General features: G+C 39.6%; 13 protein-coding genes and 1 pseudogene. 2 read left to right on the top strand and 12 right to left on the bottom strand.

Annotated elements, in window-relative coordinates:
* Positions 1-24 precede the first annotated feature (24 nt).
* The 10 genes and pseudogenes from ACE3JL_RS11075 to ACE3JL_RS11030 form a co-directional block, all read right to left on the bottom strand.
* Positions 25-801, bottom strand: coding sequence for an SDR family NAD(P)-dependent oxidoreductase (locus ACE3JL_RS11075; protein WP_375329477.1), 777 nt, complete (start codon positions 799-801; stop codon positions 25-27).
* Positions 802-856: 55 nt separating this feature from the next.
* Complete coding sequence (locus tag ACE3JL_RS11070; RefSeq protein ID WP_375329476.1) at positions 857-4135, bottom strand: amino acid adenylation domain-containing protein; 3279 nt, start codon at positions 4133-4135, stop codon at positions 857-859.
* A 99-nt stretch (positions 4136-4234) separates the two neighbouring features.
* Positions 4235-4606, bottom strand: coding sequence for a capsular polysaccharide biosynthesis protein (locus ACE3JL_RS11065; RefSeq protein WP_375329475.1), 372 nt, complete (start codon positions 4604-4606; stop codon positions 4235-4237).
* Positions 4607-4644: 38 nt separating this feature from the next.
* The gene (locus ACE3JL_RS11060) at positions 4645-5445 is read right to left on the bottom strand and encodes an SDR family oxidoreductase (protein WP_375329474.1); all 801 of its coding nucleotides are present in this window, start codon (positions 5443-5445) and stop codon (positions 4645-4647) included.
* Between the two features lie 48 nt (positions 5446-5493).
* On the bottom strand, positions 5494-6120 hold the full coding sequence (locus tag ACE3JL_RS11055) for a cupin domain-containing protein (protein ID WP_375329473.1): 627 nt from the start codon (positions 6118-6120) through the stop codon (positions 5494-5496).
* A 96-nt stretch (positions 6121-6216) separates the two neighbouring features.
* Complete coding sequence (locus ACE3JL_RS11050; RefSeq protein ID WP_375329472.1) at positions 6217-6849, bottom strand: LysR family transcriptional regulator; 633 nt, start codon at positions 6847-6849, stop codon at positions 6217-6219.
* Positions 6843-7886, bottom strand: a complete 1044-nt coding sequence (fni, locus tag ACE3JL_RS11045) for a type 2 isopentenyl-diphosphate Delta-isomerase (protein ID WP_375329471.1) — start codon at positions 7884-7886, stop codon at positions 6843-6845. Before fni ends, ACE3JL_RS11050 begins: the two co-directional genes overlap by 7 nt.
* Positions 7887-7925: 39 nt before the next feature.
* Positions 7926-12686 carry an amino acid adenylation domain-containing protein gene (locus tag ACE3JL_RS11040; RefSeq protein WP_375329470.1) on the bottom strand — a complete coding sequence of 1587 codons (4761 nt, stop codon included), beginning with the start codon at positions 12684-12686 and terminating at the stop codon, positions 7926-7928.
* A 357-nt stretch (positions 12687-13043) separates the two neighbouring features.
* Positions 13044-17303, bottom strand: coding sequence for an SDR family NAD(P)-dependent oxidoreductase (locus ACE3JL_RS11035; protein ID WP_375329606.1), 4260 nt, complete (start codon positions 17301-17303; stop codon positions 13044-13046).
* 310 nt (positions 17304-17613) lie between these two features.
* Positions 17614-17806, bottom strand: a pseudogene (locus ACE3JL_RS11030) (IS30 family transposase); the annotation flags it as partial.
* A gap of 786 nt (positions 17807-18592) precedes the next feature.
* Here ACE3JL_RS11030 and ACE3JL_RS11025 point away from each other — a divergent pair.
* Entirely contained in the window at positions 18593-19429 is an 837-nt protein-coding gene (locus ACE3JL_RS11025; protein WP_271989464.1) for an SWIM zinc finger family protein, read from the top strand.
* A gap of 121 nt (positions 19430-19550) precedes the next feature.
* Here the strand turns inward: ACE3JL_RS11025 and topA are convergent, their stop codons facing one another.
* Together topA and ACE3JL_RS11015 are read right to left on the bottom strand one after the other, a co-directional pair.
* Positions 19551-22211, bottom strand: coding sequence for a type I DNA topoisomerase (topA, locus tag ACE3JL_RS11020; protein WP_271989463.1), 2661 nt, complete (start codon positions 22209-22211; stop codon positions 19551-19553).
* 165 nt (positions 22212-22376) lie between these two features.
* Positions 22377-22907 (bottom strand): DUF433 domain-containing protein, encoded by a 531-nt coding sequence (locus ACE3JL_RS11015; RefSeq protein WP_375329469.1) that lies wholly within the window; start codon positions 22905-22907, stop codon positions 22377-22379.
* 321 nt (positions 22908-23228) lie between these two features.
* On the opposite strand from ACE3JL_RS11015, the gene ACE3JL_RS11010 reads away from it, so the two are divergent.
* Positions 23229-23483, top strand: coding sequence for a hypothetical protein (locus ACE3JL_RS11010; protein ID WP_002755102.1), 255 nt, complete (start codon positions 23229-23231; stop codon positions 23481-23483).
* The last annotated feature ends 35 nt before the right edge of the window (positions 23484-23518 follow it).

Genomic DNA, 23518 nt, shown 5'->3' with positions numbered 1-23518 from the left:
CTAAAAATTGTTTAATTATTGATACTAAATAGCAGTATAACCTCCATCTACCATTAAAATTGCTCCAGTTACATAAGAGGAAGCTTCGGACGCTAAAAACACGACAGGGCCAATTAACTCTTCTAAATCTCCGGTTCGTTTCATGGGAATTCTAGTATATAATTCGTCCATTTCATCGGAAGTTGAACGTAAACCTTCTGTTCCTTCCATCATATTATTCATATACCCCGGTGCAAAAGCATTGACTCGAATTTTGTGACTAGCTAATTCGACCGCTAGGGATTTTAATAATTGATTGACACCACCTTTTGCGGCGCTATATGCTCCTGAAGATTTGGGAACAGCAACGAAAGCACAGATAGAAGAATTCATAATAATTGATCCCTTTGTTCCTTGTTTGATCATTTGTTTGGTTGCGAGTTGAGCGCAATTAAAATAACCTTTTAAGTCAACATTAATAACCTGATCCCATTCAAATTCCTCTAATTCATCAGTGTTTTTGAGAATTTCAACCCCTGCATTACAGACCATAATATCGAGTTGACCATAATGAGCAACCGCCTGGTTAATTAAATTCTGACAAGCTTGACGTTGACGAACATCGGTCTCAATTGCGATGGCCTCACCTCCTGCTTCTTGAAGCAGTTGAACCGTTTGTTCAGCACCAACTTGATTAATATCACCAATTACTACCTTAGCTCCAGCTTGTGCTAACCCTTGCGCTAATACCCGACCAATTCCTCGGGCAGCACCCGTGATAATTGCAACTTTACCGGTTAAATCAAAGAGATGATTTGTCATTTTTTTCCTTCAGTTTAAATCAATGTCCATTATAGAAAGATTAAGTCATTTAGGTTCAGCTTTGAGATAATAAAGCTTGAACTTCTTCTGGTGAAAGTTGAGAAATTTCTTGAACTGTTACGGCAATTTCATTCAGTAAACTTTCATTCCCCACTAATTCAATCATGACTTGAGTTAATTGGCTGATAGTTGAGTGATTAAAAAGTTGACGCACAGAAACTTCAATTTCTAAGGTTTGACGGATTTTACTAATCAGTTGAATCGCTTTTAAAGAATGCCCACCTAACAGAAAGAAATCGTCTTCAATCCCAACTCGTTCGACTTCTAAAATTTCTGTCCAAATTCCTGCTAAAACTTCTTCAATTGCAGTTCGAGGAGCGACATAATTTTGAGTTAACGATAAAGGGTTTTTATCGGGTATTGGTAAGACTTTTCGATTAACTTTACCGTTAGGACTGAGTTGAAAAGATTCCATCACCACAAAAGCAGAGGGAATCATATAATCGGGTAGCCAGTTTTCAAGAAAATGACGTAATTCAACTTGGTTTATGGTTTCACCTAGACGGGGAATAAAATAAGCGGCTAAATATTTTTCTCTAGCTGTTTCTCCCTGAACTGTAGCAATGGCTTGGGCAATTTGAGGATGTTGATTTAAAATAGTTTCTACTTCCCCTAATTCAATTCTATAACCTCTAACTTTGACCCCATCATCAATTCTTCCTAAATATTCAATATCTCCATTGGGTAAATAACGAGCTAAATCTCCAGTTTTATACAACAATGAATTATCGCTAAAGGGATTAGGAATAAATTTTTCTTGGGTTAATTGGGGATTGTTAAAATAACCCCGCGCTAAACCGCCACCCGCAACATATAACTCGCCAGTGACTCCGATGGGTAGGGGTTGAAGATGGGAATTTAAAATATAAACTTGCACATTAATTGCGGGTTTACCAATGGGAATATACTTCGGCCAAAGCTCAGGATTGGGATCAAAGGTATAACTGGTAACGATATCCGCTTCTGTGGGTCCATAATAATTGTAAAGGGTACAATGTTCGAGTTTTTTGAATACAGAAATCATCGTTGGAGTAATTTGTAATTGCTCTCCAGCTGAAATAATTTTACGCAAGTTAGCAAATAAGTAGGTTTCCTCACTATAGGTTTCAATTAATTGCTGTAATAAAGTAACGGGCAAAATCGCTTTATGAATGGGTTTATTTGCTAACAATTGACTTAATTTAGCCAGGTCTAAGCGAGAATCTTCTGGAACAATAAATAAGCTTCCCCCTAAACACAAAGCGGCAAAGATTTCGTGATAGCTGACATCGAAATTAAAAGGAGCAAATTGTAAGAAATTCCTTTCGGATGACGTTTTTAATTGATGATGCTCAATAATATTCGTTAAGGATTGATGCAGGATCATAATCCCTTTAGGTACACCCGTAGAGCCTGAACTGTAAATAATATAAGCCAAATCCTTTAAACTCACGGGTTTGTCAAGATTAGTCTTGGATTCTAAGGAAATTTCTGACCCTTGTTCATCCAATAAAATCCGTTGAGAAATGGCTTCACTGTTTAAGAGTAATTGACAATTTTTTTCGGTTAAGAGGGTTTTCAGTTGGGTATCTTGCAGGATGTAAGAAAGTCTTTCTTGAGGATAGGTTGGATCTAGGGGAACACAAACGCCGCCTACTTTTAACACCGCTAAAACGGCAATTACCATATTAACAGACCTTTCTAAACACATCCCCACTAAAGATTGAGAACTCACCCCAATTTTTTGTAAATAATGAGCCAATTGATTAGCAGATTCATTCAGTTCTTGGTAGGTTAATTGTTGCTCTTGAAAAACAACGGCAATGGCTGAAGTAGTTTTGATAGTTTGTTGCTCAAATAATTGATGAACGCAGTGTTTTAGAGGCTTTTGGGGTGCAGTTTGATTCCATTCAATTAATAATAATTGACGTTCAGCTTCCGTTAATAAAGGTAAGTCTTGAATCCGACGATGGGGATTAATGGTGATTCCTTCTAATAAGGTTTTAAAATGACCTAACATCCTTTCAATGGTGTCATTTTCAAATCGTTCTTGAGGATAAATAATTTTAATACTTAAGGCTTCTCCAGGGGTGACAATAACCGTTAAGGGGTAATCAGCATTGCCATAATCTTGCATTTCACCGACTTGTAAACCGCCTAAATTCTCACTATCATTTTCGCTAAAGGGTAAATTTTCAAAGACAACAAAACTTTCAAAAACTGAATGAGGGGAGGGAATTTCACTCCATTTTTGAATATCAATTAGAGAACTATAACTATATTGCTCTCGTTCTAAATGCTCTTGTTGTAATTGTTGAAACCAAGTTAATAATTCAAGTTGAGGCTCAATTTGGATGCGAACGGGTAAGGTATTTAAAAACATCCCTACCATCGATTCAATCCCTGTAAAAGTGGGCGGTCGTCCCGAAACTGTTGCCCCAAATACAATATCAGATTCACTACTATAATGATGTAATAATAAAGCCCAAGCTCCTTGAATTAGGGTAGAAAGAGTAAGGCGATATTCTTGGGCGAGTAATTTCAGACGACTGGTAGTTTCTGGAGAAAGTTTTGATTTTTGATCAAGATAATTTTTACTTTGAGTAACAAGAGGATTTAACGGTTTATCAACGACTAATGGAGTTGGAGAGGTAAAACCTTGAAGATTTTGTCGCCAAAAGCGTTCGGACTGAGTTTGATCTTGCTGTTGTACCCAATTAATATAGTCTTGGTAAGGGCGAGGTGTCGGTAAATTGACGGGTCGATGGTTGATGAGTCCAGCGTAAAACTCGAAAACTTCTTTCAACAGAATTGCTGTTGACCAACCATCTAATAAAATATGATGTCCAGTATTAATAAATTCATATTTTTGATCTTCGACTTGAATTAAATGACATCGAAGTAAGGGGATTTTATCTAATTCAAAATATTGCTCTTTATCAGAGGTTAATAATTTCTGAAATTTAGTTTCTTGTTCGGTGGGAGAATGCAATCGCCAATCTTGATTAAACCAAGGCAAGGTGACATTTTTTCTAACCACTTGCAGAGGCTGTTTGGTTTTTTTCCAAGCAAAACAAGTCCGTAAAACACTATGTCTATCTACTACTTTTTGCCAAGCTTGTTGGAACGCATTAATATCTAAATTGCCTTGCAAGGTGATTTGAATTTGTGATAAATACGTCTTTGATTCTGGATTATATAAAGAATGAAATAGCATCCCCTGCTGCATGGGAGAAAGGGGATAAATGGATTCAATATCTTTTTTACTAACCTTAGATTGTTGAGGTGTTACCATTATTTTTCCCAATAGATTAAATAAAAATGTGCGTGAGTTTCTTGAATCAAATTTAGAACGAATTACCTTTAAGGCTCTTCTAGGTTCTGTGTGATAAGTTTAACTTACAATATGATTGATCGATCTTTGTGTCCTCTGTGTCTCTGTGGTTCCTTCCACCCCCTCGCTAGTAGGATTAATTTTATCCCAAATTTTGGCAACAATTTCTGTGTTTAAATTATGAACATGATACACCGCTTTTTCTGGAAAAATTTTTTTAATGGCAAGATAAGGATTAGCAGAACCAACTTTACCCATTTGATAAACTAGGATCACCGAAGGTTGTTGAAGCTCCTGTTTAAATTTGCGTTGCAGCCTCCAAATATTAAAATTATTAATAATACTGGAAAAAATGAAAAAGTTAAGAGTATCTTTAGTCGGATAATAGGGAACAAATTTGTCTAACATTTGAGATTTAGATTGGCTATTCATGAACCTTGTGGTTGTGGGTTTTTACTTGATGGATAAGTTTAAAATGCTGACGAGGATAAACCTCCATCAAGGGGAATAGTAATTCCCGTTATATAACTCGCACATTCTGAAGCTAAAAATACAACGAGATTAGCAAATTCTTCAGTCGTACCAATTCGATTCATGGGAATTGTTTTTAGAATTCTTTCTCGGATTAAATCTGGGGTCGTTCCCTCCTTTTTGGCATAAATTTCTAAATATTCTCGATGTCTAGGGGTGTCAATAACGCCGGGGTTAACACTATTAATTAAAACATTATAGGGGGCGGTTTGTCTAGCTACTGATTTGGTAAAATTCATTAAAGCTGCATTGACAACACCGGATTTCACTAAACGAGGGGATGGTTCTTTTCCCGATGTGCCAATGATATTAACGATTCTTCCCCAATGTTGTTTTTTCATAATCGGTAATACTAAATTGGTTAAGCGAATATAACCGATTAATTTTCCTTGAAAAACGTTTAACCAATCTTCATCGGAAAGGTTTTCAATTAAATTTTCAGCAAAGTTAGCTCCTTCAGAATTATTGACTAAAATGTCAATTTTGCCGTATTGATTTAAAGAGTCTTGTATTAATTGTTCAGAATCTTGAGCTTGATGGACATCAGCCACTAAACGCAGAATTTGTTGGGCAGGATAAGCTTGAGCCAGAGATTGATAAGCTTGTTCTAACCGTTGGGAATTGCGACCACAAATAATTAAGTGACAGCCTTCTTCTGCTAATTTTTCAGCAATGGTAAACCCAATTCCTGCACTACTTCCCGTAATCAAAGCCACTTTATCTTTTAATCCTAAATTCATAAACTTTCTCCTAGCATTTTGTGGTTAAACTTAAAATTCTAAAACGAACTAAATTAAAATTTTAATCAAATTAATATCTTGATTCGATGAATTATATCCTTTTTTTAAAACTTTTGAAGGAGCATAATAAATTTGACCATATTCTAAACACTGTTCTTCATTTTCTATGAAAATTTCTAATTTTCCATTCAAAATAAATCCGATTTCTTCTTGCTCACCTTGATGTGGGGGAATGGAATAACCAGAAGGTATTTTCATCATCACGATTTCAAACCAAGAACCCTTAGCCGATTGACAAGGTAAATGAGTGATTTTATCTTGGTTGTTTGATAGGGTTAATAAAACGTCTTCTGAAGGTAAAGAAGAGGTAATCCGTTTAAGATCAAATCCAATCATCGGTTCTGACAAGGGATTAACAAAACCATGGGAAACATTAGCATCGGCGACATGAATATCTTGTAAAGCTCTCAAGGGTTTAATCACATCTTTAATATACAGTTCCAGTTCTCCTGAGAGTACCATGCCAATTTGACTTTCAGGATGTTGGTGGGATTCAAGTTTAGCATTAGGAGCTATAACGGATAATTGAAAAATGGTATCTTGGCATTGAAAAACCTCTAATTCTACATGAGGATTGAGTTTAAGAGGATCGGGAATTGGGAAAAATTCAGACATGATTTTAGGGGACAGGTTCAAAATGAAATTGAGAGGTTAAACTTCAATTATTTTTATGTGATGAAGGCAACTATTTTGAGCGGATAGGGAGCTTTTTTAGGTATGCACAGGTAAATAAATATTTTGAATCATGGTGTTTTCCTTTTTGTGAAATAAAGACCAACTCATCTCAATTTTACCATATTGTGAAATAAATTCTAAATCATGTTCTCGGAGGGCATTTTCATTGGTAATGGCTAAATCTGCCAACCCCTGTTTAACTTGAATAGCGGCAACACTGGTAGAATTCACAAATTTGATTTTAATCTTGTTTTGATTCAAGTCGCTAGGTAATAAATAGGGAAGTAAAGGAAGAGGAGCGGGATGAGTAACCAGGGTACAATTTTCTACAACAATTTCTTCATTTTTTCGCTTGGCTAATCCGTAAACGGGTGTGGGATAGGTGAAGATAAAACCTAGTTTAAAACTCGGTTCCATGTAGAAATCATTAATTCTTTCATAGGCATGGGGTACTAACGCCAAATCTATCTGATTGTCGAGTAAAGATTCTTTTAAATCTGTAAAGCTATCAAATAAATGACTATTAACCGAAATCTGTTGTAATTTCCATTGAGAAATTAGATAATTTAAGGTTTGTTCGCTGCTGGTTTCTTTGGGACCCAAAGTGCCAACGCTTAAAGTTTTGACATCAAGCTGGGGATAATACAATTCCATTGAAAACTTTAACATGGTTTTAAGGCTCCTGAATGTTTAAGGGCGGATAAATTAGGATTTCCGGTACAAAATAAAACAATTTCAAGTTCAGCAATTAAAAATTTTACTAACTCATCAACGGCGGCTTCTGATTCAATCGCTGCTACGAGAAACGGTCGAGCTAACCCTCCTAAATCGGCTCCTAGAGCGATAGATTTGGCAAGATCTAAGCCATTTTTTAAGCCTCCAGAAGCAATTAAAGGAATGGTCGAATTCACAGACCGAATGGCGGTAATACATTCAGCCGTAGGTAAACCCCAATCGGCAAAAACTTGTCCGAGGTGCCTTTGTCTGTTGTCTTTGGCTCTTTGACTTTCGACTTTAGCCCAGGACGTGCCTCCGGCCCCCGCCACATCAATCGCGGCGACTCCGGCTTCAATTAATTTTTTGGCCATCACCGCAGAGATGCCATTTCCGACTTCCTTGGCGATGACGGGAACGGGTAATTGAGCGCAAATTTGCTCTATTTTAGCGAGTAACCCTTTAAAATTAGAATCGCCTTCCGATTGCACCCATTCTTGTAAAGGATTGAGATGCAAAATTAAGGCATCAGCTTCTAATAATTCCACCAGTTTTAAACAGTCTTCTAAACCGCAGCTGTAATTTAACTGTACAGCCCCTAAATTCGCTAACAGGAGAATATCTGGCGCTAGAGAACGGACTGCAAAGGTCGGCGCTAATTCCGGTTGTTCGAGTGCGATGCGTTGAGAACCCACCCCCATCGCTAAACCATAACGTTGAGCGACCGTTGCCAATCGAGTATTGACTAAATGGGCTAATTCCGTTCCTCCAGTCATGGAAGAGATGAGAATTGGAGCTTTTAAAGATTTCCCCAAAAAGGTTGTCCCCAGTTCAATATCGCTGCGGTCAAGTTCAGGAAGACAACAATGGGTAAAGCGATATTTTTCTAAACCGTTTGTAAGTTGTTGAAATTCTACATCTTCTTCGATACAAACTCGCAGATGTTCGCTTTTACGATTTTCAATTTCACTGGGAAGATTAGGCTGTGACATAGTTGTTATCAAGTATGAGGGTTAAACATTAAGTTGAGGTTAAAAATCGAGTTCTGAAAGCAGTTCATCTAGTTCTACCTGATTAAGATCCGCATCGGGAAAATCCGATGGAGTATAGCCTCCTTCTACCGATAAACAATGGTTAATCAGGCTTTCTAAAGAATCTCGATAGGCGGCGGCTAAATTTTTGATCGTTGTTTGATGATGAAAATTCTCACTATATTGCCATTCTATATCAAGTTGCCCATCAACCACAATTCCATGAATCGCAATTAAATGGGAACGTTGTCCCAAAGGACTATGAATGGAACCACTGGATGCTTGAGATAATTTCCAGCCTATCTCGCCGATTTGATGGCTGGTAAATTGACCTAAATAATTAAAGCTAATTTGAGCTTTTGGATAGTTTTTTAACGGGGATTGAATTGTTAAATCTGAGTTGAGATAATATCCAATTCCATAATCAAATCCTCGATTCGGAATTTGTCGTAATTGCTCTTTAATGGACTTGAGACATTCACCGGGATGGTGAAGATTTTCTAAGGTCAAAAATACGGGGAAAATACTGGTAAACCAACCCACAGTTCGAGATAAATTCACGGATTCAATTACATTCTCTCTTCCATGACCTTCCATGTCAAGCAAAAGCTTATAACTTCCTGTCCAACGGCCAAAAGCTTGGACTAAAGCGGTCAATAGAATATCATTAATTTGGGTGTTATAAGCTTGCGGAACCTCCTGTAAGAGTAAGCGGGTTTGTTCTTCGGTTAAGGTGAAAGAAACCGTTTTGGCATGGGCAACAATGTTAGATTGTGTATCCCCCTGAATATCTACAGGAAGAGGAAAAACCGATGAAAAATCACGGTTTAGCCAATACTTGAATTGAGCGTAAAACTCTGGGGTTTTAGCATAGTTTTGCAGTTCCTCAGCCCAAGTTTTAAAAGAACTGGTTTTAGGAGGAAGTTGCAGAGGCTTTTGGTTTTCTAATTGCTGGTAAATTGTGACGAAATCTTCGAGGATAATCCGCCAAGAAATTCCATCTACTGCTAAATGATGAATCACAATTAACATTTTTCCCCTCTCAGCCAAGGCGAAGAAAACCACCGCCATTAAGGGGCCTTCCTCTAAATTCAGTACCCGTTGTTGAACCTCAGAAATTTCTGCGATCTTGGTCAATTGTTCATGGTAAGATAGATGGGATAAATCCACCTTTTCAAAAGCGAAATTATTGCAATCATCGCTGTGATTTTGTTGCCATTGTTCTCCTTGTTGCACAAACCGTAACCGCAAAGCGTCATGGTGATAGAGTATTTTAGAAATAGTTTGTTTTAATAAATCTGGTTGTAGATTATTGGGAACCTCTAACAAGATAGATTGATTAAAGTGATGACGTTCGGGCCAGTTTTGTTCAAAAAACCATTTTTGAATCGCAGTTAACGGGACTTCACCTGTAACTAATCCCTGGTCAATTTCAGTGATAGTAGTTGTTTCCGCTACGGTGGCTAATTGAGCGATAGTTTGATGACTAAATAATTGTTTAGGAGTAATTTGTAATCCCGCTTGATTAGCTTGAGCAATAATTTGAATGGCTAAGATAGAATCTCCTCCCAATTCAAAAAAGTTATCGTTAATACTAATAGTTTTAAATCCTAAAACCCTTTGCCAAATTGCAGCGAGAATGCGTTCTGTTTCTGTACCTGGGCTAAAATTGATGGCAGCTTTATTCTCTAATTCTAGTGCAGGTTGTGGGAGAGCGCGACGATCGATTTTACCATTAGGAGTTAGGGGAAAAGCGTCTAACAAAACGAAGAAAGCAGGAATCATATATTGAGGTAACTTTTCTTGCAAAAATAGACGCAATTGAGAAACAGTTAAGTTTTGAGAGGCAATCACATAAGCACATAAACGCTTAACACCGGGTTGATCTTCTCTGGCAATAATAATCGCTTCTTTAACTTGGGGATGTTGATTGAGAATGGTTTCAATTTCCCCTAATTCGATTCTAAAACCTCTAATCTTAACTTGATTGTCAATGCGACCCACAAATTCAATTTGTCCGTCGTTTCTATAACGAACTAAATCACCGGTTTTGTAAAGGCGATCACTGAGTTTTTGACTAAAAGGATTAGCAATAAATTTAGAATCGGTTAACTCTGGACGGTTGAGATATCCTTTAGCTAATCCAACGCTGGCAAGATGTAATTCCCCAGGAACACCAATAGGAACGGGTTGGAGATAGCGATCAAGAATATAGATTTTGGTGTTGGCGATCGGACGACCAATGGGCAGCATATCCATGTCTTCAAAGCATTGTGCAACTGTAGCACAGACAGTGGATTCCGTTGGCCCGTAAGCATTAAAAAAACGCCGTCCATTAGCCCATTGAATAACCAAAGAAGGAGGGCAGGGTTCTCCCGCAACAATGATATTCTGCAATGCTGGCAAGTTCTCACTGGACAGAGCGGCGAGTGCTGATGGCACAAGAGTCAAATGGGTAATCTCCTGCTCTTGTAACAGTTCCAGTAAAGGTTGTCCTGGTTGTAGTTCTTCCCGCGTTCCCAGATAAAGCCTTGCCCCCGCACAAAGAGCCATGACAATTTCCGAAATAGAAGCATCAAAGCTAATGGATGCAAACTGAAGGACACAACTATCTGGCTGCACGTTAAATAGCTTGATTTGTGCTTGGGATAGATTACACAATCCTCGATGAGCAACGAGAACTCCTTTCGGCTTTCCGGTTGAGCCAGAAGTGTAAATGACATAAGCTAAGTTCTCTGGTGTTAGGCTAGTGATAGGGGAACTTTTACTTTCGGTAGAGATTTCTTTCCAATCGGAATCTAAGCAAATTACTTGTGCTTGATGCTGTGGTAACGAGGTGACCAGTTTTTCCTGAGTCAATAGAACTGCTAGTTGCGAATCATCGAGCATATAAGCGATACGCTCAGATGGATAAGTAGGGTCTATGGGAACATAAGCGCCAGCTGCTTTCAGGATACCTAAAATCCCTACTATCATTTCAAGGGAAGGTTCGATACAGATGCCCACCAGTGTTTCTGGTTTTACCCCCAAGGTTTGTAAATAGTTTGCTAATTGGTTCGCCTTGCTGTTTAGTTCTCGGTAGGTTAGCTGTTCGCCTTTAAAAATTAGTGCTATAGCATCTGGTGTTTGTTCTACCCACGCTTCAAATAGTTGATGAATACATAGATTTTGAGGATAGTCTTGTTGAGTTTGATTCCAGTCTTCTAATAATTGCTGTTTTTCTGGTTCAGTTAGTAAAGGTAATTCCCCGACGGTTTGCTGAGGATTGGCTACAATTCCTTTTAACAAAGTTTGGAAATGACCCACCATGCGGGTGATTCTTTCAGGGGTAAATAGGTCGCTATCATATTCCCAAAAACCTTCTAAATAAGCTCCTTTTTCGGTTTCGATTTCTTCTAAAATTAAGCTGAGATCAAATTTAATTCTCTGGTTTTCGACGGCTAAATATTGAGCCTTTAAATCAGGTAATTCTAAAGCATTGAGGGGGGCATTTTGCAGCGCAAACATAACCTGAAATAAGGGATTATAACTTAAACTTCGTTCGATTTCTAACCCATCAACCACTTGCTCAAAGGGGACATCTTGATTAGCATACGCTTCTAAAACAACATTCCGAGCTTGCTGTAATAATCCCGAAAAAGTCGGATTTCCTTCTAGGGAATTCCGCAGCACTAAAGTATTGACAAAAAAACCAATCAAAGGTTCAATTTCTTGTCGGTTTCTGTTGGCGGTGGGTGTCCCGATTAAAATATCATCTTGACCACTATAACGGAAGAGTAAAGTGTTTAAAGCAGCCAGTAAGGTCATAAATAAGGTTCCCCCCGACTTTTGGCTCAACAGTTTCAGTTTTTCGGTGAGTTCTGAGTTAATTTGAAACGAGATACTATGACCTCGAAAATTGGGAGTAGCTGGACGGGGTTTATCGGTTGGAAGTTCTAATAAAGGAGGAGCAGCCGTTAATTGTTTTTTCCAATAATTTAACTGATTTTCTAAGATTTCACCTTGTAACCATTGTCTTTGCCATACCGCAAAATCCGCATATTGTATGGCTAATTCGGGTAAATCTACGGTTGAATTAGATAAAAATGCTTGATAAAATTTAGATAATTCTTTAAATAAAATGCCCTTTGACCAACCATCGATAATAATATGATGGAAAACGTTAACTAAAATATAATTTTCATATCCCAGATCAAACAGAGTAGATCGTAATAGGGGAGCTTGAGTTAAATCAAAGGGTTTTTGTAGTTCTTCAATAATCTGTTTATCAATTTGATCTTGGGAAATATCTTTTAAATTAATAACTAATAATTTAATCTTTAGAAATGGAGCAATTTTTTGAATAGGTTTTCCTTCAACCATTGGAAAGCTTGTGCGTAAGCTCTCATGGCGTTGAATAATAGCATTAATCGTTTGCTCTAAAATATCAATGTTTAAGCGTCCCGTTAAACGGATGGTTAAAGCTTCATTATAAGCCGAATTTTGCCGATCCATCTGATAGAGAAACCACATTCTCTGTTGAGAAAAAGATAGGGGTAAATCTTCAGTTCGGGCAACGCTATTAATTACGGATTCAAGGGGTTTAGATGGTGTTGTTGCACTTCTTAAAAAAGTGAGAATTTCTAGTTTTCTTGTCCCGATTTCTTGCTTAATTTCTGGTGTCATTGCTCCTTGGGGAGCTTGATATTTTAACTTTTCTTCCTCAAGCCAAAGCTTGATGTCTAAACTATTTAAGTAAGATAAAAATTCTGCGACTTTCATCAATAGTATCCTTTTCCTTAATTAATGTTCTGGTATTTTTGGAATGGGGGTGATATTTGGCTGAGTACAGTAGCTCTAGCTTGAGCTACTGTTAGAGAGAGATATAATCAACGTTTTTCATAAATTTAAGTACCCTCAAAGACTAAACAATATAGACCAAACAAAAATTATCAATGGTAGGGAGTAGGTGGTTATTGTTAAAATCAGTTGCTATGGGAGCAACCGCTTACATACTCCATAAAAAGACTGTTTGGCTATTCATAGCACATTCTGGATGATAAATTTTAGTGATGGATACAATTTTTTACATTTTTTCCAAAATGGCTCTGAAAAGCTTAAATTTTAGTTAAGCTATTTTCATAATTCTCCTTGTTCATAATTTTCTGAGGCTGTTGTCATAACTTTACCACTTTTGGATACACTGTGACTATTTTTGGCTACATTAAGCACCTCAATCGTTTGAGTTAAACTGGCAACGGTTGGATATTCTAACAAACTTTGCAACGACAATTTTACCGAGAAAACATCGCGTAAACGAGAAATGACTTGACTCGCCAGTAAAGAATGTCCTCCTAGTTCAAAGAAATTGTCATGAATTCCAATTTGAGATAAATTTAACACCTTTTGCCAAATGTTAGCAACTTGACGTTCAGCTTCCGTTCTGGGTGCTATCAATTCGTTATTTTCTTTGCCTTGGAGTTCCCTGAGTAACTGCCGCTTATCAATGTCTCCATTATCCTTAATAGGGAGAGATTGTCGCAGCACCAGGGGACATTGATAGGACGTTCCAAATCGATCTTTTAGACTAACATGATCAGGTAGATTGACCGATTGAATTGTAGATTTACGGGTGTAATAAGCCGTTAACTTTTGGCATCCTTCCGACCCAGATGTGAAACGATTAATCTTGCTACTACTCCCATCTAAACCGATTATTAATTGTCTTTGGTTGTGATATAAACTCGTTAGAAATGAGTCTAAACCTTGCCGCACCGTCATATCATAATACCCTTGAGATCGGGTTATGTATTGCATCTGATAACCTTGGCTCATCCCGGTTTCTTGCCAAGTTGTCCAACTATAACAATAACTGGGGAACAAATTCTTAGATTCTTGATAGGTATTCAGAGACTCAAGGAAACTATTAGCCGCCGCGTAGGAACCCAAAGCCGCTCCTCCAAAAAAACTAGCCAAGGAGGAAAAACTAATAAAAATTCCCTGAGATTCTTTGAGGAGTTGATGTAAAACCCAAGTTCCTATTACTTTAGGACGAAGAATTGTCGATAAACCGTCTTGAGTTTCGTCCAGAAGTAAACAATCTTTGTAAATTCCAGCCAGATGAATCACCCCATTAAGTTCTCCTTGCCATTGTTTTTTCACCTGTTCTACAGTCTGTTTAACTTGAGGGAAATTAGCCACATCTACCGCTTGGTAAATTACTTCTCCCCCAAGATTTTCTAAAGCTTGGAGATTTTTTATTTTTAAGGATAATTGATCTTCGGTTTTGAGGTACTCACTCCAAAGGTGTTTTTCTGGTAAAGGTGTTTTTCCAATTAACAGTAAACGAGCTTGATAATTTTTGAGCAAATACTGAGCAATTTGTATGCCAATCCCCCCTAGTCCTCCAGTAATCAGATAAATTCCCCCTGATTTAAAGGGTAATTCCTGTTGGGTGTGTTGAAGTAAATTAACTTTTTCCAAACCTGCGATTAAACGTTTCCCATTGCGATAGGCAATTTCTCTTTCCTTGGATAAAACGGATAGTTCTTGCAGCAGATAACTGAGATTAATTTCGGTTTGATTCAGAGGTAAATCAACATGACGAGTATTTAACCAAGGAAGTTCTTGAGCTAGGGTTTTGATCAGTCCTAAAACTGGAGATTTTTCATAGGCAATTTCATCGGTTTCTATGACAAATTGACTATAACTGGAAACAAATAGCAATTGAATTTTTGAGTTAAAATCATGAATTTTAGCTAAGGCTTGAACTAGGAATAATAAATCATAAATTCCGCGCTCTTGTGCTTTTTCTAACTGTTCAATTGTTGAAATTTCTCCCTGATAGTCTTGATAAGTCCCCAGATGAATAATATTGCTAAGGATAATTTTTCGCTCGGATAAAGATGCCATTAACTGTTGATAATGATTAGCTGTCCCGGGTTTGAGGGTATAGCAATTTTGACTGATTTGAGAAAATTCTTCCGCTGCTAAAACCGTGATACAGGGTAAGTTTTGACCTTCGATTTTTTCTGCCAAAGATGCTCCTAAACCCAAGGAATCCAGAAAAATTAAAGTACAACACTTGGAAAGTTCTGGTTTTAAGTTAACTGGAGATCGAGGTTTCCAAACTTTCTGGTAAAACCAATCAGGAAGGGTTTGAGCATTTTCTAACAAAATATCTATTTCTTTTAAAATAGAATTAAATTCTCCATTTCCAAACCGTTTTATTAATTGCGATCGCTGAATTTTACCAATAGAAGTTTTAGGAATCTCCGTTTTATTTAAGGGTATTAAATATTCAGGATTAACGCCAAAACTGTTAATTACTTTTCGTCTAATCTTTTTCAGAAGTTCTGCTAGATGCTGGTGTTCCAAAGTTTCTGCACTAAAAAATAAAGCTAATTGATCGGTACTATTCCTAGGATCATAAACAGCACAAGCGGCGGTATAGGACGCTTGTACTTCTTCAATAGTTTCCACTACAGTTTCAATTTCATGGCTATAATAATTCACTCCATTAATAATAATGGTTTCTTTACTTCTTCCAGTAATGACTAAATGACCGTTACTAATAAATGCTAAATCTCCTGTCTTAAACCAGCCATCTTTTAAGAAAGCGTCTTGATTCGCTTCTGGGTTTTTATAATACCCAGGTGAAACTGGATGTCCTTTAACTTGTAAATGACCAATGGTTTCTTCTGGTAATAGGGAATTATCAGCATTAACAATTCTAATCGATATCCCCGGAATGGGTAATCCTAAATCCGTAAAAGTTGCACCATTGGGATGTTCAGGATGGACTCGTTTTAAGGAAGAATTCAAGGAAGATTTATCAACCGTATGAAAGAGTAATGGCTGTTGTTCTGTCGGCTGATAATAGGTAATTCCTGACCCCATTTCTGCCATACCAAAAGCAGGACGCATCGCCGTTTTTTTCAGATTATATTGAAGATGAAGTTTGTTAATAAATTCTCCAACTGCTTGGCCAGAAACAGCTTCACCCGCTGCCAAAAAGAATTTGACACAATCTAAATTCCAATTTTGATTAGGTTCTTTTTTTAAAGCTTCATTGATCAAATTATAGGCAAAATTAGGAGCCCAACTGTGGGTAATTCGATATTTAGCAATTAAATCTAACCAATTCAAAGGACGACCTAATATATATTCAGTTTGAACATAAACCATTTGGCATCCTAACTCGACACAGCGAATATTCCAGTCTGAAATACTTCCAATATGATCAAAAGGAAGCCAATTAAGAATAATATCGTCGTTTTGATGTTCACAAATAATGTTTGTTCCTCGCGCACGAGAGATCACATTTTTATGGGTTAATGAGATACATTTCGGTATTCCTGTACTGCCTGATGTTAGATTAAAGAACGCAATATCATCCGGTTGACTAATATGAGTCTGATGGGGAGAATAAGTTTTTAATTCTTCAATAAAACTCAATCTTAAGGTTTGACTAGGCAACCATTGTTCTAAATGTTTTATCTCTTGCTGACGGGATTTATTTGTGATAATAATAGGCTCGTCTAACAACTGCCAAACTTGAGAGATTTTATGAATTTCATTATTAAAATCTTTATAGCTGGGTGGTACTGAAATAATAACAGGAATAAATCCCCCTAAAAGACACCCCCAAAATGCGGAAATGATATCATAGTTTTCCGATAGCTGAAGAATTACTTTATCTTGAGCTTGTAAACCCTGCTTTTGTAATCCGGCTTGTATTTGTTGAGCGTCTTCCCATAATTGTTGATAGGATTGAAAAACTTCTGATCCATTAGATTGAATATAAATAATCCCTTTATGTGAATAATTTTCAGCAGCTTTTTGGAGAATTTCTGCCAAGGTTTTCGGTTGAAGTTCAGATTCTTCTAAAAGCTGTCCGTGACTGATTCCCCCTTGAGTGTTAGAAGTGTGAATCCCCAGATGAATCGGGGTTTCAGATTTTTGATTATCATTTCTTTTCTCTATTTTTAAGGGCAATAATTCCGATAGATGTAGGGGTAAAATTTTGTTCTTTTTAGAAGTCATGACGACAGCAACTTGATCAATATCTGACAAAGAGCGCAGTTTTTCTTCCGTTTCCTGAACTTGATGATTATCGATAATTTCAATATTCTTTAATGCAGTTTCATCGACATCACCGCTATCGGTTAAGGGTAAACTGGAAATTTGCACATAGATATTAGGTAGGAGATTGTCCGGTAACTGAGACTGTAAATCGGAGGACAATTGTTCAGAATTCCAAGCTCCAAAGGAAACGATATAGGCGACTAATTCATCCTCTCGTACCATAAAATAGCAATCTTCAATCAAAGGATTTGATAAAAAGACTTCTGCTAATTTCTGACAATTTAATTTTTGATTTTTGTCTTCCGTCCTCATGCCTAAAATCCTCGGTTCTCTGTACATCTTGTGAAAGCTTCTTCAATAAGGACTTTTAGGCGTAGCCAATTTGACATCTATAATACGCCAATTTAAGTCTGAATTGCATCACTGTCTGGGCTATTAGAGCATACCTCATTCGGGCTAGGATAGTCAAGATATTTTCGAGGACGATTGTTAAGCTTTTCGTAATTTAAATTGCCTGCTGAGATGAGGTCTTTATACAAGAGGCAAGACTCCCCCCAACTTTCCGACTTCTGGTTGGGGGAGATTCCGCTAATCTAAGAATAAGGGATTTAAATCCGTCTTAGCTTAGTCCATTAGTCGGCTCGTTTAATCCCGCTCTCTCAAGAATGATAAAGAATAGCAAAATAAAAATCTGCTCCTAGTTTCTCACTCAATTCTTGATGTCCAATAAACTCTTTGATCTTGTCACAAGGATCCGCTTTTCTTTTGTCAAAGGGAATCTCTTGGAAAAGTTTTTCAGACACTCGATTGATTTCACCTTAGCTTAGTTTTGATAGATCATTTGCTCAGTAATAGGAGAAAATGGCTCTTCTCGACTTTGTGTGATAATTTTTGCTTATAAGTAGTCGTGCAAAATTAATTTCCTAGTAAAGATAGGCAAAAGGCAAGAGGCAAAAGGCAAGAGGGGGTTCGATATGTGTAATTAATTTTGCTTAGGTACTTAGAATCGTGAAATATTTACCTGGAAAGACTTTTAGGACTATTTTGCTGAACAAACTATCAGTATAGACCCCGTTTCCACACAGAAACCAGAAGAGCCAGAAAATTAACTTCTTGGTTAGCAAATGCACTCAGGCAAAAGGCAATGGGAGTTAGATATGTGTAATTAATTCTGCTTAGTTACTTAAATAGTTTGGTGATTCTTTTTCTTCCTTCCCAGCACGATAGCATGATTCACTTCCAATCTAACTTTTAAAAACTCGCTCTTCGCTTCCTTCTCCTCGTCCCCGCTGCCTGCTCTCCGATACTTTCTAAACAGGATTTAGTATTAATTCTCGCTCTGGTCGTGCTTTGATCACATCCGAGCAAGACGGCTATTTGCCGTTGAGATAAATTTACCTCTTGACCAAGTTGGTAGAGCAAGTTTCTTGGTTCTATGTTAAGATATTGAGGGCTTGGTTTTTGGGTCTGATTTGTTGTTGTTAAAGATCAGAATATACCTGATGAGCCTTTCCTAGTCCAGCCTCTAGGCTGATGTGTTTCCTTTTTGAATTGACGTTTTTCTTGGTAACGAAGCTGCTCCGCTGTAGGGTAAATAAAAAATGACAGAACAAGCTTGGTGGGTACAAAAATGGCTGGAACTACTCGATTCCTATCGCTTTAAAAAACGCTTGGAACGAGCTAGACTTTACGCCAGAGAGGGCAATGTTTTAAGTATTGACTTTGAAGACTCGCAAGTTATTGCCAGAGTACAAGGCAGTGAACCAGAGCCTTATATAGTGGATTTATCCCTAGCGGCTTTTAGTGATGAAGAATGGGATTATATTATTAAGCTTCTCTCCAAAAAAGCCATTTATTCCGCTCAATTGCTCACCGGACAAATGCCCGATCATATCGAGCGTGTTTTTATCGATAGTGGGGTAAATTTATTTCCCTTTTCCCTGGCCGATATTCGCTCTCGTTGCACCTGTCCCGATCAAGCCAACCCCTGCAAACACATAGGAGCAGTTTACTATCAATTGGGTGATCGTTTTATTGTCGATCCCTTCCTGCTTTTGCAACTGCGCGGCCGAACCAAAAACCAAATTCTGGAAGCTTTACGAGAAAAACGCTCCTATTCCTCTGATAATCAACCTTTAGCAGTCAGTGAACCCCCCGCAGCAGTCGAAAAAACTGCCCCCGACAGTGCTATTGATCGCTTTTGGCAGTACGATGAAGAGCTAGATCCCTCCCTCGTTGTGATTACGCCTTGCAGTAAGGCTTCGACGGTGAGCTCAGCCGAACCGCTTGTCGAATCTGCGGGGAATGAAAATCAAACCATTCTCGACATTTTAGGCAATTTTCCTCTGGCTGCCCCCGAATCGGATGCCATAGAACAATTTTTAAAACCAATTTACCGACAAATTCCCCAAGAAGTGATGGCGATCGCTTTACAGTAGGGAATTTGGGGTGTGGGAGCAGCCTAGTCAAAGTGGTGCAAAAGACGAAAAAGCCAACTGGATTTGTCGCCGCATCGGGGTGAGGAATTGACCGGGGAGAAAATCGCCCCACCAGTAACCGCTAAACCGTCTTACTTTTGCCAGTTTTACTGCTTGGGGAAGTAGTTTTTTTGGTGGTGCTAGAAGTAGTTTTCTTGGTGGTGGTTTTCTTGGCAGTGGTTGTCTTGGCTGCTAGGGCGACTAAAGCTTGTTCTAGAGTCAAGGTTTCGGCGGTTTCTCCTTCGGGAATCTTGGCGTTAGTTTTGCCGTGCTTGATATAAACTCCGTAGGGTCCCTCGTACAATCCCACCAATTCCCCATCGTCGGGATGTTTACCCAATTCTTTTAAGGGTGGTTTGGTGGAACCACGAGCGCCGCGAGCTTTTTTCGGTTCGGCTAATAGGGCCAAGGCTCGATCGAGAGTTATAGTCAAGACATCATCGCTGGCTTTCAGGGAACGATATTCTTTTTCTTTGCCCTCTTCCTGAACCACATATGGACCGAAACGCCCTAAACTGGCTTTAATTTTGCCTCCGGTGAGGGGATGGGTTCCCAGCAGTCGCGGCAGTGCTAATAAACCCACCGCTTGTTCAAGGGTGATGTCCTCTTGCAGTGAGCTTGTCGAATCTGCGGGTTTGAGTCCTTTGGGTAAGGAGGCGCGTTTCGGTTTGGGATTGTCATCGCTGATATCTCCTAACTGGACGTAGGGACCGTAACTACCCACGAGCAGATAAATCGGCTCTCCGGTGTCGGGATGAAGACCGATTTTATCCGGACCTTCGGTTTTTTGTCGCAGCAGGGTTTCTACCTGTTCGGGGTTCAGATCCGCTGGGGTTAAATCGGCCGGGATGGAAGCGGTGAGGATTTCATCCCCCCGGGGGACTTCCAGATAGGGTCCGTATTTGCCGATCTTGATGGTTGCCTGTAAATCCTCTAAAATCACCGATTTGGCAGTGCTAGAGTTAATTTGACTCTCGCGCTCTTTGACTTGGCTTTCTAGCCCTTTTTCGCCGCGATAGAAGCGATCGAGATAGGGCAACCACTGAGCGGAACCAGTGGCGATATCGTCGAGGGTTTCCTCCATTTTCGAGGTAAATTTGGGATCTACCAGGTCGGGGAAATGATTTTCTAATAAACCGACGACGGCGAAGGCGGTGAAGGTGGGAATCAGGGTTTTATTCCGCATTTGGGCATAACCGCGATCGATAATGGTGCCGAGAATGGTGGCGTAGGTACTGGGTCGCCCGATTCCTTCACTTTCGAGGGTTTTTACCAGGGAGGCTTCGCTATAACGGGCGGGGGGTTGAGTATCGTGGCTAATCGCCTCTAGTTGGCGACAATTGGGGGTATCACCGACGCTGAGGGGGGGTAAGATTATTTCTTGATCGTCGATCGCCGCTTCGGGATCGTCGGAACCTTCCACATAGGCGCGGAAAAAGCCGGGGAAGTCGATTCTTTTGCCGGAGGAGCGAAATCCGGCATTTTCCACCTGAATATTGACCGCGATCTGGGTAATACGGGCATCGGCCATCTGTGAGGCGACGGTACGTTTCCAGATTAGGTCGTAGAGGGCGAATTCTAGTCCGCTCAGGCCAGTTTCCCGGGGTAGGCGAAAGCTACTGCCGGCGGGTCGGATGGCTTCGTGTGCCTCCTGTGCGCCTTTGCTTTTGGTGGTGTATTGTCGGGGTTGGGGACTGAGATAGTTTTTACCGTACATTTGTTCTACACAATTGCGGGCGGCGGTGATGGCCTGATCGGAAAGATGGACGGAATCGGTCCGCATATAGGTGATGTAGCCCTGTTCGTAGAGATTTTGGGCGATTCGCATGGTGTCGCGGGCGGATATGCCCAGTTTCCGGTTAGCCTCTTGCTGTAGGGTGGAGGTGGTGAAGGGGGGGGATGGTTTGCGAGTGGTGGGTTTTTCTTCGGTGTGGCTAACGCGCCAGATTTTGTCTTGGATGCGTTCTTTTAAGGCGGTGGCGGTGGCTTGATCTAAAAGGGTGACTTGGCGGTCGGGGAGCAGTCTGCCAGTGTCGGCATCGAAATCACTCCCATTTGCCACTTTTTGACCGTTTAAGGTGACTAATTTCGAGTCGAATTGATTTTTGTCCTTTTCTAAAGTCGCTTTCAGATCCCAATAATTAGCGGTTTTAAAAGCCCGTCTTTCCCGTTCCCGTTGCACGAGCAGACGCACCGCCACCGATTGTACCCGGCCGGCGGATAAACCTTTGGAGATTTTTTTCCAGAGTAGGGGGGAGAGGGTATAACCGTAGAGACGATCGAGTATGCGGCGGGTTTCTTGGGCGTGAACTAAATTTTCGTCGATCGAGCGACAATTTTTTAAGGCCGCTTGGATTGCCTCTTTGGTGATTTCGTGAAATACCATCCTTTTGGTGGGTATTTTCGGGTTAAGTACCTGCAAGAGATGCCAACTGATGCTTTCCCCTTCCCGATCTTCGTCGGTGGCGAGGATCAATTCATTTACGCCTTTGAGGGCTTCTTTTAATTCTTTGACGACTTTACTTTTGGTTTTGGGGACGACGTAGAGGGGGTCGAAATCGTTCTCCACATCCACGCCCAAGTTAGCCCAGGATTTGTCTTTGTGGGCGGGGGGAATTTCTTCGGCAGAGGCGGGCAGATCGCGGATGTGGCCCATGGAGGCTTGGACTCGGTAGCCGCTAGGCAGATAATTACTGATCGTCCGAGCTTTGGTGGGGGATTCGACAATAACCAGGGTTGACATAGGAATTGATCACGAGGGCATGGCCACAGCGACTGTTTTAATTAGATTGACCATCTTTGTTTGATGATGGGCAAAAGTTACTATTTATCTTGACCGACTTGATTCGGGTCAAAAGCCACTTACTACGATAATAGAGACTAAAGCTGGTCTTTTGTCACTAACTTCTTAATAAAACTTAATATTTTTCTGAAGCAGGGAGATGTGTTTTTGGGTTAGTTGTTGTCTCAATTGTTGAGCTTGTTGGTCGCGTTGTTCCAAATAACTGTCAATTTCCTGACGGTGATTTAAATAATAAGCAACGGCACTGTGTATATCTTCCAAACGAAGAACTGAAAACTGAATAGCGATTTCTTCAGGAGTGGAGCCGTTGTGGTATGAGGCAAGTATGCTATCGAGAGTCACTCGGCTCGAACCTATACGGATACCTCCCGCTTCATCCCAACGAAAAGGAGGAGAAGTTACTTGGAATTTGGCTGGGGTGTTGCGAAGGACTTCATCAATATCTCTGACGTTGTTGGTTGCCATATCTTCTTCCACCTGAGCGATGAGGCGATCTAATTTTCCCGATGCTAGGTCCGCTTCAATTTGTCTATCCCACATCTCATCAAGATAGTCTTGAAGCCAGTTTGCCAGAGCGCGGACTTCACTCTCTGGCAATTGCTGAATAGCCGATTCAACTTCTGAGTGATTAGTCATATAACAGGTCAAATTTGAAGATCACAGCCATTTTATCGCTAATTAGGGTTTGCTGGATAAATCTAAAAACCTTTTCTGCAAATCTTAGGACAGATGAATTTTTTTCTTGCCTTTGATGTCTGTTTTTACAGATACGACTTAGCATTCGAGATTAGTCAAAAATAGTTTGACTGGAGAAAAAGAGGTGCGTTACATTTCATTAACTAAGCAACCAGCGATCGCAGTTTCACCTCAAGCGATCGCCCTATGAAAAGAGATTAATTTGTCTAAAGATTTGCTAAACTGAGGACAATAATCGCTTATTTTCAAGGTGTTAACTAAATGTGGTGGCAAAGTTCTCGGTTAGACCGTATTGAAGCCAGTCTAGAGGCAAGTCAGCAGCGAATAGAGCGAATAGAAAGCAATATTGACAGATTAGCAGCAATCAGTGAGGCAACGAATCGGCGTATTGATCGGTTTGTGGAAGCTACTGCTCAACAAATGGAGGAATCTAAGGCTCGTATTGACCAACTGCAACAAGGGATGGAACAGCTTCAGCGTGCAGTTGGCTATTTTTTAAGTCAGGACGGTAACTAACGATCGCCTTTTCAAAAATCAAAAAACTCCGTTAG

Origin of the sequence: Microcystis sp. BLCC-F210 (genome assembly GCF_042134685.1) — a bacterium.
Taxonomy (GTDB): Bacteria; Cyanobacteriota; Cyanobacteriia; order Cyanobacteriales; family Microcystaceae; genus Microcystis; species Microcystis aeruginosa_D.
This window is presented reverse-complemented; position numbering and strand designations above follow the sequence as displayed.